We start from the raw sequence: 15398 nt of genomic DNA, 5'->3' as shown, positions 1-15398 counted from the left end.
CCCGACACCCGGCCGATCAGCTCGAACGACTGATCCGGCGGTTGAGAGCGTAACCGCTCACGCACGTCGCCCGGTGGGCCGAGCGTTCTGGACGCGTCAGCGGCCAGCTCGGCACGCCGGGCCCTCGGCGGGAGCGACGGTCTGTGCCCACCACCCCGCTACGACCTGAATTTGATCTTAGAAAGGGCGGGAGACAGAAGATGCCCGGCTTTCACCGGGCATCTTCTGAGTTGCGTAGATCAGGCGGTCTCGGTGATCGGGCGGTCGACCCAGCTCATCATGTCGCGCAGCTTCTTGCCGGTGACCTCGATCGGGTGCTGAGCGCCCTCCTCGCGGAGCTTCTTCAGCTCGGGGCCGCCGTTCTCGTCGTCCTCGATGAGGTGCTTGGTGAAGGCACCCGACTGGATGTCGGCGAGGATCTTCTTCATCTCCTCCTTGACGCCGGCGTTGATCACGCGCGGGCCGGAGACGTAGTCGCCGAACTCGGCGGTGTCCGAGATGCTGTAGCGCATCCGGGAGATGCCGCCCTCGTACATCAGGTCCACGATCAGCTTCAGCTCGTGGAGGCACTCGAAGTACGCGATCTCCGGGGCGTAACCGGCCTCGGTGAGCACCTCGAAACCGGTCTGCACCAGGGCGGCGGTGCCGCCGCAGAGGACGGCCTGCTCGCCGAAGAGGTCGGTCTCGGTCTCCTCCTTGAAGGTGGTCTTGATGACGCCGGCGCGGGTGCCGCCGATCGCCTTCGCGTAGGAGAGGGCGAGGGCCTGGCCGTTGCCGTCCGGGTCCTGCTCGATCGCGATCAGGGCGGGCACGCCCTTGCCGTCCACGTACTGGCGGCGGACCAGGTGGCCCGGGCCCTTCGGGGCGACCATGGCGATGGTCACGTCGGCCGGCGGCTTGATCAGCTCGAAGCGGATGTTCAGGCCGTGACCGAAGAAGATCGCCTTGCCGGCGGTCAGGTTCGGCGCGATCGACTCGGCGTAGATCTTGCGCTGGGCGGTGTCCGGCGCCAACACCATGATCACGTCGGCCCAGGCGGAGGCCTCGGCCGGGGTCTTCACGGTCAGGCCCTGCTCCTCGGCCTTCGCCCGGCTCTTGGAGCCCTCCTGCAGGCCGACCACCACGTCGACGCCCGAGTCGCGCAGCGACAGCGAGTGGGCGTGGCCCTGGCTGCCGTAGCCGATCACGGCGACCTTCTTGCCCTGGATGATGGACAGGTCGGCGTCGCCGTCGTAGAACACTTCCGCGGTCATGACTTCCTTCTTCTCTCGGGCTTACTTCGTAAGATCAGGCTGCGCTGGTTCAGGCGGCGCGTAACGCGGGGCCCGTGGTGATGGAGCGGGAACCGCGGCCGATGGCCACGAGACCCGACTGCACCATCTCCTTGATGCCGTACGGCTCGAGGTCGCGCAGCAACGCATCCAGTTTGTCGGGATTACCGGTGGCCTCGATCGTCAGGGTGTCCGGAGCGACGTCGATCACCCGGGCCCGGAACAGCTCGACGGTCTCGAGCACCTGGCTGCGCTGCGCCCGATCGGCGCGCACCTTGACCAGCAGGAGCTCGCGCTGGACCGACTGGGCCGGGTCCAGTTCCACGATCTTCAGGACGTTGACCAGCTTGTTGAGCTGTTTGGTGACCTGCTCCAGCGGTGAGGAGTCGGCGTTGACCACGATCGTGATGCGGGAGACGTCCGGGTTCTCCGTCTCGCCCACCGCAAGGGAGTCGATGTTGAAGCTGCGCCGGGAGAACAGGCCGCTGACCCGGGCCAGCACACCTGGCTTGTTCTCGACCAGCACGCTCAGCGTGTGTTGGTTGGCGCTCATCACAGATCGTCCTCGTCGAAGGCGGGACGCACGTCCCGGGCGAACATGATCTCGTCGTTGCTGGTGCCGGCCGCGACCATCGGCCACACCATGGCGTCCTTGCCGACCGTGAAGTCGATGACCACCGGTGCGTCGTTGATCTCCATGGCCTGCTTGATGATCTTGTCGACGTCGGCCTTCGACTCGCAGCGCAGACCGACACAGCCGAGCGCCTCGGCCAGCTTCACGAAGTCCGGGATACGGTGCTTGTGCGTGCCCAGCTCGGTGTTGGAGTAGCGGCCCTCGTAGAACAGGGTCTGCCACTGCCGGACCATGCCCAGGTTGCCGTTGTTGATCACGGCGATCTTGACCGGGATGCCCTCCAGGGCGCAGGTGGCCAGCTCCTGGTTCGTCATCTGGAAGCAGCCGTCGCCGTCGATCGCCCACACCTGGGTGTCCGGCCGGCCGACCTTGGCGCCCATCGCGGCCGGAACCGCGTAGCCCATCGTGCCCGCACCACCCGAGTTGAGCCAGGTGGCCGGCTTCTCGAACTTGATGAACTGGGACGCCCACATCTGGTGCTGGCCGACACCCGCGCAGTAGATCGCGTCCGGCCCGACCAGCTGGCCGATCCGCTCGATCACGTACTGCGGGGCGAGGGTGCCGTCGGTCGGCTCCTCGTAGCCCAGCGGGTACCGCCGGTTCAGCTCGTTGAGGGTGTTCCACCACGGCTCGTACCGCTCGGTACCGGTGGCGTCGGCGGACACCGCGGCGATCAGCTCGTCGATGACGTGCCGAGCATCGCCCACGATCGGGACGTCGGCGTGCCGGTTCTTGCCGATCTCGGCCGGGTCGATGTCGGCGTGCACGACCTTGGCGTCCGGGGCGAACGAGTCCAGCTTGCCGGTGACCCGGTCGTCGAAACGGGCGCCCAGGGTGATCAGCAGGTCGGCCTTCTGCAGCGCATACACCGCGGGGACCGTGCCGTGCATGCCGGGCATGCCCAGGTGCTGCGGGTGCGAGTCGGGGAACGCGCCGAGCGCCATCAGCGTGGTGACCACCGGGATGCCGGTCGTCTCGGCCAGCTTGCGCAGGCCGTCGGTGGCTCCGGCCTTGAGGACGCCGCCACCCACGTACAGCACCGGGCGCTTGGCCGCGGCGATCAGACGGGCCGCCTCACGGATCTGCTTGCCGTGCGGGTGCAGGGTGGGGCGGTAACCCGGCAGGTCGAGCGTCGGCGGCCACTGGAAGGTGGTCGGCGACTGCTGCACGTCCTTGGGGATGTCGACCAGGACCGGGCCGGGCCGGCCGGTGGCCGCCAGGTGGAACGCCTCGGCCAGGATCCGGGGCAGCTCCTCCGGGGTCTGCACCAGGAAGTTGTGCTTGGTGATCGGCAGCGTGATGCCCTGGATGTCCGCCTCCTGGAAGGCGTCCGTCCCGATCGACGCACGCGACACCTGACCGGTGATCGCCACGATCGGCACCGAGTCCATGTACGCGTCGGCGATCGCGGTCACCAGGTTCGTCGCACCCGGCCCGCTGGTGGCCATGCAGACGCCGACCTTGCCGGTGGCCTGCGCGTAACCGGTGGCGGCGTGACCCGCGCCCTGCTCGTGCCGGACCAGGATGTGCCGCACCTTGGAGTCGAACAGCGGGTCGTACGCCGGGAGGATCGTCCCGCCGGGAATGCCGAAGAGGACCTCGACCCCGAGCGCCTCGAGCGACCGGACGAGCGCGCCGGCACCGGTGGTGGCGACCGGGGCCACTACGGCGGGGGCGTGGTTCACAGCCGCCGCGACGGTGGCCGGAGTGACTCGATGGGCGAGCGTTTCGGGAGTGGGTCTCGTCATGGCATTCAGACCTTTTCGGGTTGGTCGGGTCCGGTACTTGAGCAACAAAAAAGGTCCTCGTGCGATGCACGGGACCTAGCGCACTCTCCTATCTCTCAGGAGGGTGCGCTCAGATAAGTACTCGGGACGCGAAGCACATGCGACTAACCTTGCCCGATCTCACGCCCTGAGTCAACTGATCCCACATTTTGATCACCGGTCGGGGCGGCGAAGTCCGGATCGCTCGGCAACAGGGCCCTGACCTGCCGCATTCCGGGTCCGAGGCGTACCACCTGACTTCGCGCGGGTGCGTCGTTCGGCGGGCTGCTCCGCGGTGCCGGGACCGGTCGCGGCCCCGCCGGGCGCAGCGACCGCAGCCGCGTCTCGAAGTGCTCGGCGGGCACTCCCCAGCCGAACAGTGAGCCCTGCCCGAGACGGCAGCCGGCCTCCTCGACGACCGCCCGCTGCGCCGGGGTGCCGATGCCCTCGGCGAGCACCTCCAGACCCAGCCGGTGCCCGAGCCGGACCACCACGTCGACGAGCGGCGCGGCGGTGCCGGTCCGCGACTCCGGCTCGGCCACCAGCGCGTGATCGATCTTGAGGATGTCGACCGGGAGCGTACGCAGCTGGGTCAGCGACGAGTAGCCCGCGCCGAAGTCGTCGAGCGCGATGCGCACCCCGGTCCCGCGCAGCTCGGCGAGCCGGCCGACCAACTCCTCCATGTCGGTGGCCACGGCATGCTCGGTCACCTCCAGGACCAGGCGCTGCGGGGGTACGTCGTACCCGGCCAGCACGTCGGCGACCTGACCGGCGTAGTCCGCGTTGTGCAGCTCCTTGGGCGACAGGTTCACCGACACCCACACGTCGTGCCCCTGCGCGAGCCACTCGGCGAGCTGGCGGCAGGCCTGCTCCAGCACCCACGCGCCGATCCGGTTGATCAGCCCGGACTCCTCGGCGACCGGGATGAACTCGTCCGGGCGGACCGCGCCCAGCTCCGGATGGGTCCAGCGGAGCAGCGCCTCGGCGCCGACCGGCCGCATCGACGGCAGCGCCACCACCGGCTGGAACACCAGGCGCAGCTGCCCGCGATCGATGGCGTGGCGCAGCTCGCCCTCCAGGGTGCCGCGGCGTCGCAGCAACTCGTCGTAGCCGGGCTGGTAGCGCTCCACCCGGTTCTTGCCGCGCTGCTTGGCGTACCGCAGCGCGAGGTCCGCGTCGTGCAGCAGCTCACCGGTGTCGGCCACGCCCACGCTCGCGGACAGGAAGATCGAGGTGCCGTCGACCTCGTACGGCTCCCCGAGCACCGCCAGCAGCCGGTGCGCCGCCAGCACGGCCTCGTCCGCGTCACCGTGCATCAGGACCGCGAACTCGTCGCCGCCGAGACGCGCCGCCACGTCCCCGGCCAGCAGGTTGCGCCGCAGGCGGTCGCCCACCTCGGCCAGCACCGCGTCGCCCACGTCGTGCCCGCGCATGTCGTTGACGGTCTTGAAGCCGTCCATGTCGATGCCGATCAGGGCCGCGGTGTCGCCGGTCACGCGCAGCGCCTGCTGCAGTCCGCGCCGGTTGGCCAGGCCGGTCAACGGGTCGGTGTGCGCCAGCTCGCGGAAGTGCGCCTCCCGCTGCCGCAGCTGCACGGTGTAGCGCCGGACGTCGGCGAGAGCGAGGTACTGCCGGGCGACCAGGGCCAGGCCCTCGACGCTGGCGCCGAAGTAGCCGAGCACGTCCACGGCGCCGCCGCGGGCCAGGTGGTAGCCGAGCGCGGCGAGGACGGCGAGCATCGGGACGACGACGTAACCGCCGCCACGTTCCAGCACGTCACCGGTGGCCTGGACCGGACGGTCGGCGGCGCGTACCGCGTACGCCACCGTGATCAGACCGGTCGTCAGGAGCAGCACGCTGCCCAGCGCGAACAGCTCGTCCTGCCGGCAGATCCCGGTGGACAGCCATGCGGCGGCGACGGCCACCACGCTCACCCCGGCACCCACCCGGACGGTGTTGCGGCGTGGCCGGTGCGCGTGCAGGCCCAGGACGGCGGTCAGGCCCAGCGACAGGACCACCAGCACCGCCGGGAGGAGGATGGCCAGGCATCGTTCCGGGGTGGCGTCCCCCAGGACACGGGTGGGACGCGAGATCAGCACCCAGCCGACGAACCAGATCGCCGCGGCGATCACCAGTCCGTCGAGCACGTGCCGCAGGGCGGCGGCCGGCCCGCGGGTCGCGCCTGGCAGCACCACCGTGCCGGCCAGCAGCGTGAACGTGCCGGAGGCCATACCGATCGCGACCGCGGTGGCCAGCGTCTTCGCGTGCCCGGGATCGTCGTGATGACCGCTCAGCAGCGCGCTGGCCAGCCCGGCCAGGGCTGCGGCGGTGGTCACCGCGCCACCGGCGGCCAGCAGCAGGTGTGCCCGGCGGGCCGCGCCGGTGTGCCGGCGACCGGACTGCCCCAGGTAGGCCACCGCCGGCACGGCGACGAGCAGGCAGACGAGACCGGCCAGCTCCATACCGGACGGTGAGTGCACGGACACACTTTGCCGGATCTCCGTCGATTCCGACACCCCCGCCGTCCCGCGCTGTGGACGTCCCGGGCCGTCTCCGCCCTGGCCGGTGGCAGTATGGAGAAATGCCTGAGCTGCGCTCCCGGACCTCGACACACGGTCGCACCATGGCCGGCGCACGCGCCCTGTGGCGCGCCACCGGTATGACGGACGACGATTTCGGCAAGCCGATCGTCGCGATCGCCAACAGTTACACCCAGTTCGTACCGGGACATGTCCACCTCAAGGACCTCGGTGGCCTCGTCGCCGATTCGATCGCCGAGGCGGGCGGCGTCGGGCGCGAGTTCAACACCATCGCCGTGGACGACGGCATCGCCATGGGCCACGCCGGCATGCTCTACTCGCTGCCCAGCCGCGAGCTGATCGCCGACGCCGTCGAATACATGGTCAACGCCCACTGCGCCGACGCCCTGGTCTGCATCTCGAACTGCGACAAGATCACCCCCGGCATGCTGATCGCCGCACTGCGGCTCAACATCCCGACCGTCTTCGTCTCCGGCGGCCCGATGGAGGCCGGCAAGACGGTCGCCATCGAGGGGATCGTGCACGAGAAGCTCGACCTGGTCGACGCGATGAGTGCCGCCGCCAACGACGCGGTCACCGACGCCCAGCTGGACACCATCGAGCGGTCGGCCTGCCCGACCTGCGGCTCCTGCTCCGGCATGTTCACCGCCAACTCGATGAACTGCCTGACCGAGGCGATCGGCCTGTCGCTGCCCGGCAACGGCTCGACGCTGGCCACGCACGCGTCGCGCAAGGCGCTGTTCGAGGAGGCCGGGCGGCTGATCGTGGAGATCGCCCGGGACTACTACGAGAAGGACGACACCTCGGTCCTGCCCCGCGAGATCGCCAACCAGAGCGCCTTCGAGAACGCGGTGGCCCTGGACGTCGCGATGGGCGGCTCCACCAACACGGTGCTGCACCTGCTGGCCGCCGCCCGTGAGGCGGGGCTCGACTTCAGCGTCTCGGACATCGACGCCATCTCGCGCCGGGTGCCCTGCCTGTCCAAGGTCGCGCCGAACAGCCCGAAGTACCACATGGAGGACGTGCACCGGGCCGGCGGCATCCCCGCCCTGCTCGGCGAGCTCCACCGGGGCGGGGTGCTGAAGACCGACGTCCGCTCGGTCCACTCGCCCGACCTGGACAGCTGGCTGAGCAAGTGGGACATCCGTGCGGAGAACCCGTCGCCCGAGGCGCTGGAGCTGTTCCACGCCGCACCGGGCGGGGTGCGCACCACCGAGCCGTTCAGCACCACCAACCGCTGGGCGAAACTGGACACCGACGCGGTCGAGGGCTGCATCCGGTCGATCGAGCACGCGTACACGGTCGACGGCGGCCTGGCGATCCTCTTCGGCAACCTCGCCCCGGACGGCTGCGTGGTCAAGACCGCCGGCGTCGACGAGTCGATCTGGAAGTTCACCGGCCCGGCCCGGGTCTTCGAGTCCCAGGACGACGCGGTCTCCGGCATCCTCGGCAAGCAGGTGGTGGCCGGCGACGTGGTGATCATCCGCTACGAGGGCCCCAAGGGCGGTCCGGGCATGCAGGAGATGCTCTACCCGACGTCCTTCCTCAAGGGCCGCGGCCTGGGCAAGGCGTGCGCGCTGATCACCGACGGCCGCTTCTCCGGCGGCACGTCCGGCCTGTCCATCGGCCACGTCTCCCCCGAGGCGGCCGGCGGCGGCCTGATCGCCCTGGTCGAGACCGGCGACGAGATCATCATCGACATCCCGGGCCGCAGCATCACCCTGAACGTGCACGACGAGGTGCTGGCCCAGCGCCGGCACGAGCAGGAGCGTCGCGCCAAGCCGTACAGCCCGGTCGACCGGGATCGGCCGGTGTCGGCGGCTCTGCGCGCCTACGCCTCGATGGCCACGAGCGCGAGCGACGGCGCCTACCGCAACGTCCCGGAGTAGCCACCGATCCCCCGCAGGCGCTCGAGTGCCTGCGGGGGCTCTTCATCGGGTACGCGACGAAGCAGCACCGACGTCGGCGCCGTGTGCACTGAACCGGATAAGCCACTGTCACCCTGAGGCATGGTCGAAGCGGGTCGATACCCGGGAATTCCCGTCGGGTCGTTCGGGACGAAAAAGACTTACCGGTGAAGCGTTTACACGCGGCGATCAGTGGCGTAACACTTAACCGATCAAGTCCCTGATTCCGTCGCCGAAGGACTTCCCGCGACCGATAAGCTCGGCGGCAGTGGTCACAGAGGAGATCGAGTGAAGCGGCCCACGATCGCCGACATCGCGCGGCGGGCGGGCGTGTCGAAAGGCGCGGTCTCCTATGCGCTCAACGGCCAGCCCGGCGTCTCCGAGGCGACCCGCAAGCGGATCCTCGCCATCGCCCAGGAGATCGGCTTCAACGCCAACAGTGCCGCCCGCGCCCTCTCCGGCGCCCGGGCCCGCGCCGTCGGCCTGACCATCTGCCGCCCGGCCCGGATCCTCGGCATCGAGCCCTGGTTCATGGGCCTGATCAGCGGCTTCGAGGCCGAGCTGGGCGCCCGGTCCTACGCGCTCACGCTGCAGGTGGTGGCCACCCCCGAGCAGGAGGTGGAGGTCTACCGCCGCTGGTGGGGTGAGCGCCGCATCGACGGCGTGATCGTCACCGACATCCGGGAGAACGACGTCCGCATCCCGGTGCTGCAACAACTCCAGCTCCCGGCCGTGGTGATCGGCGGCCCCGGCGACACCGGCTCGCTGGCGCAGATCTGGTCCGACGACGCCGGCGCGATCACCGAGGCGGTCCGCTACCTGGTCGCTCTCGGACACCACCGGATCGCCCGGGTCAGCGGCGTGCCCGATCTGCTGCACACCCAGGTCCGGACCACGGCGTTCGCCGAGGTGTGCGCCTCGCTCGGACTGGACAGCGCGATCACCATCCCGGCCGACTACACCGGCGAGGAGGGCAGCCGCGCGACCCGGCGGCTGCTGATCGGCGGCGACCGGCCGACGGCGATCATCTACGACAACGACGTGATGGCGGTCGCCGGTCTCGCCGTCGCGCAGGAGATGGGCCTGTCCGTGCCGGGCGACCTGTCGATCGTGGCCTGGGACGACTCGCCGCTGTGCAGCCTGGTGCACCCGCCGCTCACCGCGCTCAGCCGGGACATCTCGGCGTACGGTGCGCAGGCGGCCCGCGAGCTGCTCAAATCCATCGACGGCGACCAGGTCGGCGACGTCGAGGCGGCCCGGGTGCACCTGACACCGCGCGGGAGCACCGCACCGCCCCGTTAGGTCCGGTGGCTCTCGAGATAGGCCTCCATGCGTTCGGCGGGTGCCGGGCGGCCCAGCACGTTCCCCTGGCCGTACGCGCAACCGGCGGCCAGCGCACGGTCCTTCTGTTCGGATGTCTCCAGCCCCTTGGCGACGATCTCCAGACCGAGCCTGCGGCCGAGGCTGACCACCACGTCCAGGACCGCCGGGCTGCCCTCGGCCTGCTCGGCGAGCAGGGCCGGGCTCAGCTTCAGCATGTCCACCGGCAGCCGGCGCAGGTGCGACAGCGACGTCTGGCCGGCGCCGAAGTCGTCCAGGGCGGCCCGGACGCCGAGTTTGCCCAAGCCGCTGAGGGCCGCCACGATGGCCGGCACGTCCTCCGCGATCCACGTCTCGGCCACCTCGACGACCAGGCGCTCCGGCCGGATCCGGTACTGCTTGAGGGTCTCCGCGACCCGTTCCGGGAACCTCGCGGTCAGCAACTCGCGCGGTCCCACGTTCACCGACAGCCAGAAGTCGTCGTCACCGGACCAGCCGGCCAGATGCCGGCAGGCCTCGTCCAGCACCCACTCGTCCAGTTCCGCGGTGATCCCCAGCGACGAGGCGATCGGCAGCAGCTCGCCCGGCAGGATCGTGCCCAGCTGCGGGTGCCGCCAGCGCAGCAGCGCCTCGACGCCCGCCGGGCGGCCGTCGCGCAGCCCGGTCACCGGCTGGAACGCCAGGTCCAGTTCGCCGCGGGCGGCCGCGCCGAGCAGCTGATGTTCCAGCTCCATCCGGCGGTGCAACTGGATCTCGACGTCGGTGTCGTACCACTCGACGCGGTCCCGGCCGATCTGGCGGGCCCGCTGCCGGGCCAGGTCGGCGTGCCGGAGCACCTCGTCGGAGTCGGCGCCGCCGGACAGTTCGGCCAGGCCCACGCTGGTGTGCAGGATCACCGCGGCGCCGGGCAGCCGGCAGGGCTCGCCGAGGGCCGCGACGATCCGGGTGGCCAGCGCGTACGCCGGAACCGCCGATTCGCCGGTCAGCACCGCGAACTCGTCCCCGGCCAGCCGGGCCGGCACGTCCTCGCCGCCGACCAGGCCGCGGATCCGCCGGCTCACCTCGATCAGGACCGCGTCGCCGACCTCGCGCCCGTGGGTGTCGTTGACCTCGGCCAGCCCGTGCAGGTCGATCACCAGCAGCGTGCCGGGCCGGCCCGGACGGCGGCGCCGTTCGAGCAGGTCCCGCATCAGGGCCGGCCGGTTCGCCAGGCCGGTCAGCTGGTCGATGAACGACAGCCGGTGCAGCGCCCGTTCCAGGTGGACCCGTTCGCCGACGTCCCGGACGTGCACCACCAGCGCACCCACCTCGGGGACGTCCCGCTGGTCGGAGATCGTCGACTCGGTGTCGCGCCACAGCTTCGCGCCGTCCCGGATCTTGGCGCTGAGCAGCACCGGCGGGCCGCCCTCGTGTTCGCCGGCCAGCACCGAACAGATCACCGCCCGGGCGTCGGCGACGTCCTCCGGGTGGATCAGGTCGGCGAACTCACGGCCGATCACCTCCTCGTCGCGCAGACCGAACAGGCGGGCGGCGGCCGGCGACTGCCAGCGGACGGTCAGCTGCTCGTCGAGGACCAGGGTGAGATCGGTGGCACCGGCGACCAGCGAACGGAAGTGCGCCTCGGCCACACGCAGGCGGCTCGCGTACCGGCGGATGTCGCGGACCACGAGCATCTCGCGGACGGTCAGCACGCTGACCATGACGAGGCCGAAGACGACCGCCTCGTTGTTGAAGTCGCGGACGGTGAGCAGGTGCCAGAGCGCGGCGAGCACGCCGACGGCGGCGGGCGCGGCCAGCAGCGGGTAACTCGCCAGGTACTGGTCCGGGTGCCGGGGTTCGCGCCGCTGAACGGCCGCTCCGTCCGCGGTCCGCAGGACGGCCATCCCGGCCACCATCGGCAGGCCGGCCAGCGGCAGGACACGCGCACCGGCACCAGCGGCCATCAGCTCGGCCAGAGCGCCGAGAGAGACCAGGACCAGTGCGGCGCCGCCGCCGGTCCACAACGCGGACCGGGTCCGCGGGTCGGCCCGCAGGACGATCACGACGACCATGCAGGCGCCGCCGGCCGCGATCAGCATCGCCGGGGCGGCGGCGTTCGCCGTGCCGGGCAGCAGGTACAGCGCGAAGCCGATGCTCACCGCCAGGCCCACCCCGTCGAAGGCGCGCCGGATCCGGACCTGCCAGCTCGGGGTGGCGCCGGGCAGCAGCGACACGCCGACCACCGAACAGGCGGTGGCCAGGGTGAGCGCGACGGTGAGCCAGAACAGCGGCAGCGGCCGGTCCCACCAGGGGACCGAGGCGGCGACGGCGGCGAACAGGGTGCCCGCCGCGGCGAACCCGCCCAGCCGGGATGCGGTCCACAGCGCCGTGCCGCCGACCGCGAGCGCCAGCGCCATCGGCGGGCTCATCAGGCCGCACGCTCCCGCGAGCAGCACCGCGGCGGCGGCGAGGCAGGCGGCGATCCGAGGCACGGCGATGTCCTCTGCTCTACGAGACCCGATTGCCCGGTCAACGAGGTTCCCCGCGCCGGGTTACGGCCGGTACACGGATCGTCGGACATCCAGTGACAGCGGTCAACCCGAGGTCGCGGGCCTGTTCCACCGCCTGCGACCTCGGGTGGGAGAATAGGCAGGTGAGCACTCGTCCCGTCCTCCGTGTCCGCAAATCCGGAGCCGTCCTGCTGGCGGCGCTGATCGCGGTGGTCAGCGCGGTCCCCCTGGCCGGTTCCTCGCGGGCGCTGACGCCGGTGCTGCTGATCCCGGTCGTCGTGCTCCTCTGGGCCTGGCGCGCCGGCACCGACGTCTACCCCGACGGGCTGCGGGTCCGCGCCCTGATCGGTGGCAGCCGGGTGCCGTGGACCCGGGTCGCCGAGCTCGCCCCGGACGAGCGCGGCCGGGTCTCCGCCCTGCTCGACAACGGCAACATGATCCGGCTGACCGGTGTCACCCGGGACAACCTGCCGATGGTGCTGGCCGCCGGTGGCCACCGGATCGAGGACCGGCCCAGCACCGATCAATGATCAGCGTGGCCGTTTCTCCACCGGAACACCCAGATCTCTTGGCTACCCTGGTCCGCAGTGAACGAGGGGGTGGTCTGGTCGTGCGTTTCCGCCGGGGCCGTGGCGCGGTCGCGACAGCCGGTGCCGTGCTGGCGCTGACAGCAGGGTGCAGTTTCGGGCCGCCCGGCCCGGACCAGGCCGGATCCCCGCCCAACCTGCCACGCCCGTCGGTCGCGCCGACCGCCGGGTCGTCCGGCGACGACCGTGAGGTCGCGATCACCGTGATGGCCAAGAGCCTCGAGGTGCCGTGGGGCATGGGGTTCCTGCCCGACGGGTCGGCCGTGGTCACCGAACGCGACACCGCCCGCATCCTGAAGGTCGGGCCGGAGTCCGACGCCAACGGTCTCACCGTGACCGAGTTGCAGCGCCTCGACGAGGTCAAGGCGTCCGGCGACGGCGGCCTGCTCGGCATCGCCGTCTCGCCCGGTTACGTCGACGACAAGACCGTCTACGTCTACTACTCCACCGAACGCGACAACCGGGTCGGCAAACTGGTGATCGGCGGCGCCCTGCAGCCGATCCTCACCGGCATCCCGCACTCCGCCGACCAGAACGGCGGGGCGCTCGCCTTCGGACCGGACGGTTTCCTCTACGTCGGCACCGGCGACGGCACCCCCACCGGCACCCAGGCCGGCAACGCGAAGAGCCTGGGCGGCAAGATCCTGCGGATCACCACGGCCGGCAGGCCCGCCGCCGGCAACCCGGTCAAGACCTCCCCGGTCTGGTCGTCCGGTCACCGCAACGTGCAGGGCCTGGCCTGGGACGCCCAGGGCACGTTGTACGCGACCGACCGCGGCCAGCCGCGTTTCAGCGAGCTGAACGTGGTGAAGAAGGGCGGCAACCACGGTTGGCCCACGGTGGACGGCTCCGGCACCGACACCAGGTTCGTCAACCCGTTGGTCTCCTGGCCCGCCGAGGCGTCGTCGTGCGGCGGCGTGGCCACCCTGGAGAGCATGGTCGCCACCGCCTGCCTGCTCGGTAAGAAGGTCTACCTGCTGAACGTCACCGGCAACGGCACGGTGCTCGGCAGCCCGCAGGAGCTGCTCACCGGCGAGTACGGCAGGCTGCGCGCGCTCGTCGCCGCACCGGACGGCTCGCTCTGGGTCAGCACCTCCAACCAGGAGGACGCCGGTGAACCGGACCCCGAGGACGACCGCATCATCCGGCTGGTCTTCTCGGACGGCGGCGCCGGCCGGAGTTGACGGCCATGACTGTTTCGCGCCACATCCGTTCGGGCAGGTGAGCCCCCGATGACTCAGGAACCGGTCGACACCGTGCCCGTCTGGCGCCGCTATCTGATCCTCTCCCGACGGGCCCGGATCCTCCTCCGGCACGGCCTGCGCAACCGCTGGACCCGCCGGGCCGGCCTCGCCGTCGCCGTCGGGCTGGTCAGCGTGACCGGCTCGATGGTCGGCGTGATGCTCTTCGCCCAGTCCGACCTGAACATCGGCCCGTTCAAGGCCGAGATGTCGATCACGCCGTCGGCCGACGGCGGCACCGAGATCGACATTCCGCCGCTCGGTTCCCTGCACCTGGACAGCCACCGCGGGCCGCTGCACCTCAAGGTGGCGCTCGGCTCACTGGACCAGAGCCGCACCGAGGCGCTGATCGACAACCCGTCCACCATCACCTCGGCCGGTGACCGGGCCGTCGAGGAGGTCGTCGACGCGGTGTCCCGCCTCGGCCTGCGCGCGGCCGGCCTGGCCGTGGCCACCACGCTCTTCTGCGCGGCGTTCGTCTTCCGTGACGTGCGCCGGACCGCGGCGTCCGGCGTCACCGCGCTGGTGCTGACCGGCGGCAGCCTGGGCCTGGCGGCGGCCACCCTCCGCCCCGACGCGATCAGCGAGCCCCGCTACGAGGGTCTGCTCGTCAACGCGCCCGCGGTGGTCGGTGACGCCCGCCGCATCGCGGACAACTACGGCCGGTACGCGGAGCAGCTCCAGCAGATCGTCAGCAACGTCAGCCGCGTCTACGCGACGATGTCGGCGCTGCCCGTCTACGAGCCGGCCGGCAACACGACCCGCCTGCTGCACGTCTCCGACCTGCACCTCAACCCGTCGTCGTGGGGCCTGATCCGGACCGTCGTGGAGACCTTCGAGATCGACGCGGTGATCGACACCGGCGACATCGTCGACTGGGGCAGCAGCGCCGAGACCTCCTACGTCGCGTCGATCCCGTCGATCGGGGTGCCGTACATCTACGTCCGCGGCAACCACGACTCGACGGCGATCCAGGCGGCGGTCGCCCGGCAGAGCAACGCGATCGTCCTGGACGACGGGCTGACCGAAGTGGACGGCCTGACCATCGCCGGCATCGGCGACCCCCAGTTCACCCCGGACAAGAGCGAGACGAACGTGGCCGGTGACGACGCCGGCCCCGAGGTGCTCGAGGCCTCCGGGGAGAAACTGGCCACCACGATCCGCGACTCCGGCAAGAAGGTGGACATCGCCCTGGTCCACGACCCGGCGATGGCCCAGCCCCTCTCCGGACTGGTCCCCCTGGTCCTGTCCGGACACAAACACCAGCGGTCGGTGACCATGCTGCCCGCGCCCACCGAGCCGGAACCGGACCCGTCCGCCTCACCCACCCCGTCACCGGCGGCCTCCGCCGACCTGACCCCGGTCACCACCCGGATCATGGTCGAGGGCTCGACCGGCGGGGCGGGACTGCGAGGCCTGGAGAACGACGCGGCCACACCGCTGACCCTCTCGGTCCTCTACTTCGACGAGAACCGCGAGCTGAAGGCGTACGACGACATCCAGCTCGGCGGCACCGGCGAATCCAACGTCACGATGCAGCGCAACGTGATCGGACTGGACGACGAGCCGGTACCGGCGCCCACCCCGTCGGTGGCGCCCAGCCAGTGACGACAGCACCGCCCGCCCCCACGGAGAACCACGGG

10 protein-coding genes are annotated in these 15398 nt (G+C 71.0%); 5 read left to right on the top strand and 5 right to left on the bottom strand.

Going from position 1 to position 15398, the window contains the following annotated elements; all coding sequences use genetic code 11:
• Window positions 1–239: 239 nt before the first annotated feature.
• The 4 genes from ilvC to WH85_RS15080 form a co-directional block, all read right to left on the bottom strand.
• The gene (gene ilvC, locus WH85_RS15095) at window positions 240–1253 is read right to left on the bottom strand and encodes a ketol-acid reductoisomerase (protein ID WP_045742483.1); all 1014 of its coding nucleotides are present in this window, start codon (window positions 1251–1253) and stop codon (window positions 240–242) included.
• A 49-nt stretch (window positions 1254–1302) separates the two neighbouring features.
• Complete coding sequence (ilvN, locus tag WH85_RS15090; RefSeq protein ID WP_045742482.1) at window positions 1303–1824, bottom strand: acetolactate synthase small subunit; 522 nt, start codon at window positions 1822–1824, stop codon at window positions 1303–1305.
• A complete protein-coding gene (locus tag WH85_RS15085) occupies window positions 1824–3653 on the bottom strand; it encodes an acetolactate synthase large subunit (protein WP_045742481.1) in 1830 nt (609 codons plus the stop codon). Before WH85_RS15085 ends, ilvN begins: the two co-directional genes overlap by 1 nt.
• Window positions 3654–3796: 143 nt before the next feature.
• The gene (locus tag WH85_RS15080; RefSeq protein ID WP_342669793.1) at window positions 3797–6151 is read right to left on the bottom strand and encodes a putative bifunctional diguanylate cyclase/phosphodiesterase; all 2355 of its coding nucleotides are present in this window, start codon (window positions 6149–6151) and stop codon (window positions 3797–3799) included.
• A gap of 101 nt (window positions 6152–6252) precedes the next feature.
• On the opposite strand from WH85_RS15080, the gene ilvD reads away from it, so the two are divergent.
• The gene (ilvD, locus tag WH85_RS15075; protein ID WP_083449014.1) at window positions 6253–8100 is read left to right on the top strand and encodes a dihydroxy-acid dehydratase; all 1848 of its coding nucleotides are present in this window, start codon (window positions 6253–6255) and stop codon (window positions 8098–8100) included.
• A 306-nt stretch (window positions 8101–8406) separates the two neighbouring features.
• Complete coding sequence (locus WH85_RS15070; protein WP_045742478.1) at window positions 8407–9420, top strand: LacI family DNA-binding transcriptional regulator; 1014 nt, start codon at window positions 8407–8409, stop codon at window positions 9418–9420.
• Here WH85_RS15070 and WH85_RS15065 read toward each other — a convergent pair.
• Complete coding sequence (locus WH85_RS15065; protein WP_245673942.1) at window positions 9417–11909, bottom strand: putative bifunctional diguanylate cyclase/phosphodiesterase; 2493 nt, start codon at window positions 11907–11909, stop codon at window positions 9417–9419. The genes WH85_RS15070 and WH85_RS15065 overlap by 4 nt on opposite strands.
• Window positions 11910–12070: 161 nt before the next feature.
• On the opposite strand from WH85_RS15065, the gene WH85_RS52910 reads away from it, so the two are divergent.
• The 3 genes from WH85_RS52910 to WH85_RS15050 are packed head-to-tail and all read left to right on the top strand — an operon-like array spanning window position 12071 to window position 15363.
• The gene (locus WH85_RS52910) at window positions 12071–12457 is read left to right on the top strand and encodes a PH domain-containing protein (protein WP_045742476.1); all 387 of its coding nucleotides are present in this window, start codon (window positions 12071–12073) and stop codon (window positions 12455–12457) included.
• The gene (locus WH85_RS15055) at window positions 12454–13698 is read left to right on the top strand and encodes a PQQ-dependent sugar dehydrogenase (RefSeq protein ID WP_083449013.1); all 1245 of its coding nucleotides are present in this window, start codon (window positions 12454–12456) and stop codon (window positions 13696–13698) included. Before WH85_RS52910 ends, WH85_RS15055 begins: the two co-directional genes overlap by 4 nt.
• Before the next feature lie 48 nt (window positions 13699–13746).
• On the top strand, window positions 13747–15363 hold the full coding sequence (locus tag WH85_RS15050; protein ID WP_052720468.1) for a metallophosphoesterase family protein: 1617 nt from the start codon (window positions 13747–13749) through the stop codon (window positions 15361–15363).
• Window positions 15364–15398: the final 35 nt, after the last annotated feature.

The organism is Actinoplanes rectilineatus (genome assembly GCF_000962825.1).
Classification (GTDB): Bacteria; Actinomycetota; Actinomycetes; order Mycobacteriales; family Micromonosporaceae; genus Actinoplanes; species Actinoplanes rectilineatus.
This window is presented reverse-complemented; position numbering and strand designations above follow the sequence as displayed.

Coding starts and splice junctions, on each gene's coding strand:
- WH85_RS15055 (WP_083449013.1), top strand. CDS start 12,454: ATGATCAGCGTGGCCGTTTCTCCACCGGAACACCCAGATCTCTTGGCT.
- WH85_RS15050 (WP_052720468.1), top strand. CDS start 13,747: ATGACTCAGGAACCGGTCGACACCGTGCCCGTCTGGCGCCGCTATCTG.
- ilvD (WP_083449014.1), top strand. CDS start 6,253: ATGCCTGAGCTGCGCTCCCGGACCTCGACACACGGTCGCACCATGGCC.
- ilvN (WP_045742482.1), bottom strand. CDS start 1,824: ATGAGCGCCAACCAACACACGCTGAGCGTGCTGGTCGAGAACAAGCCA.
- WH85_RS15085 (WP_045742481.1), bottom strand. CDS start 3,653: ATGACGAGACCCACTCCCGAAACGCTCGCCCATCGAGTCACTCCGGCC.
- ilvC (WP_045742483.1), bottom strand. CDS start 1,253: ATGACCGCGGAAGTGTTCTACGACGGCGACGCCGACCTGTCCATCATC.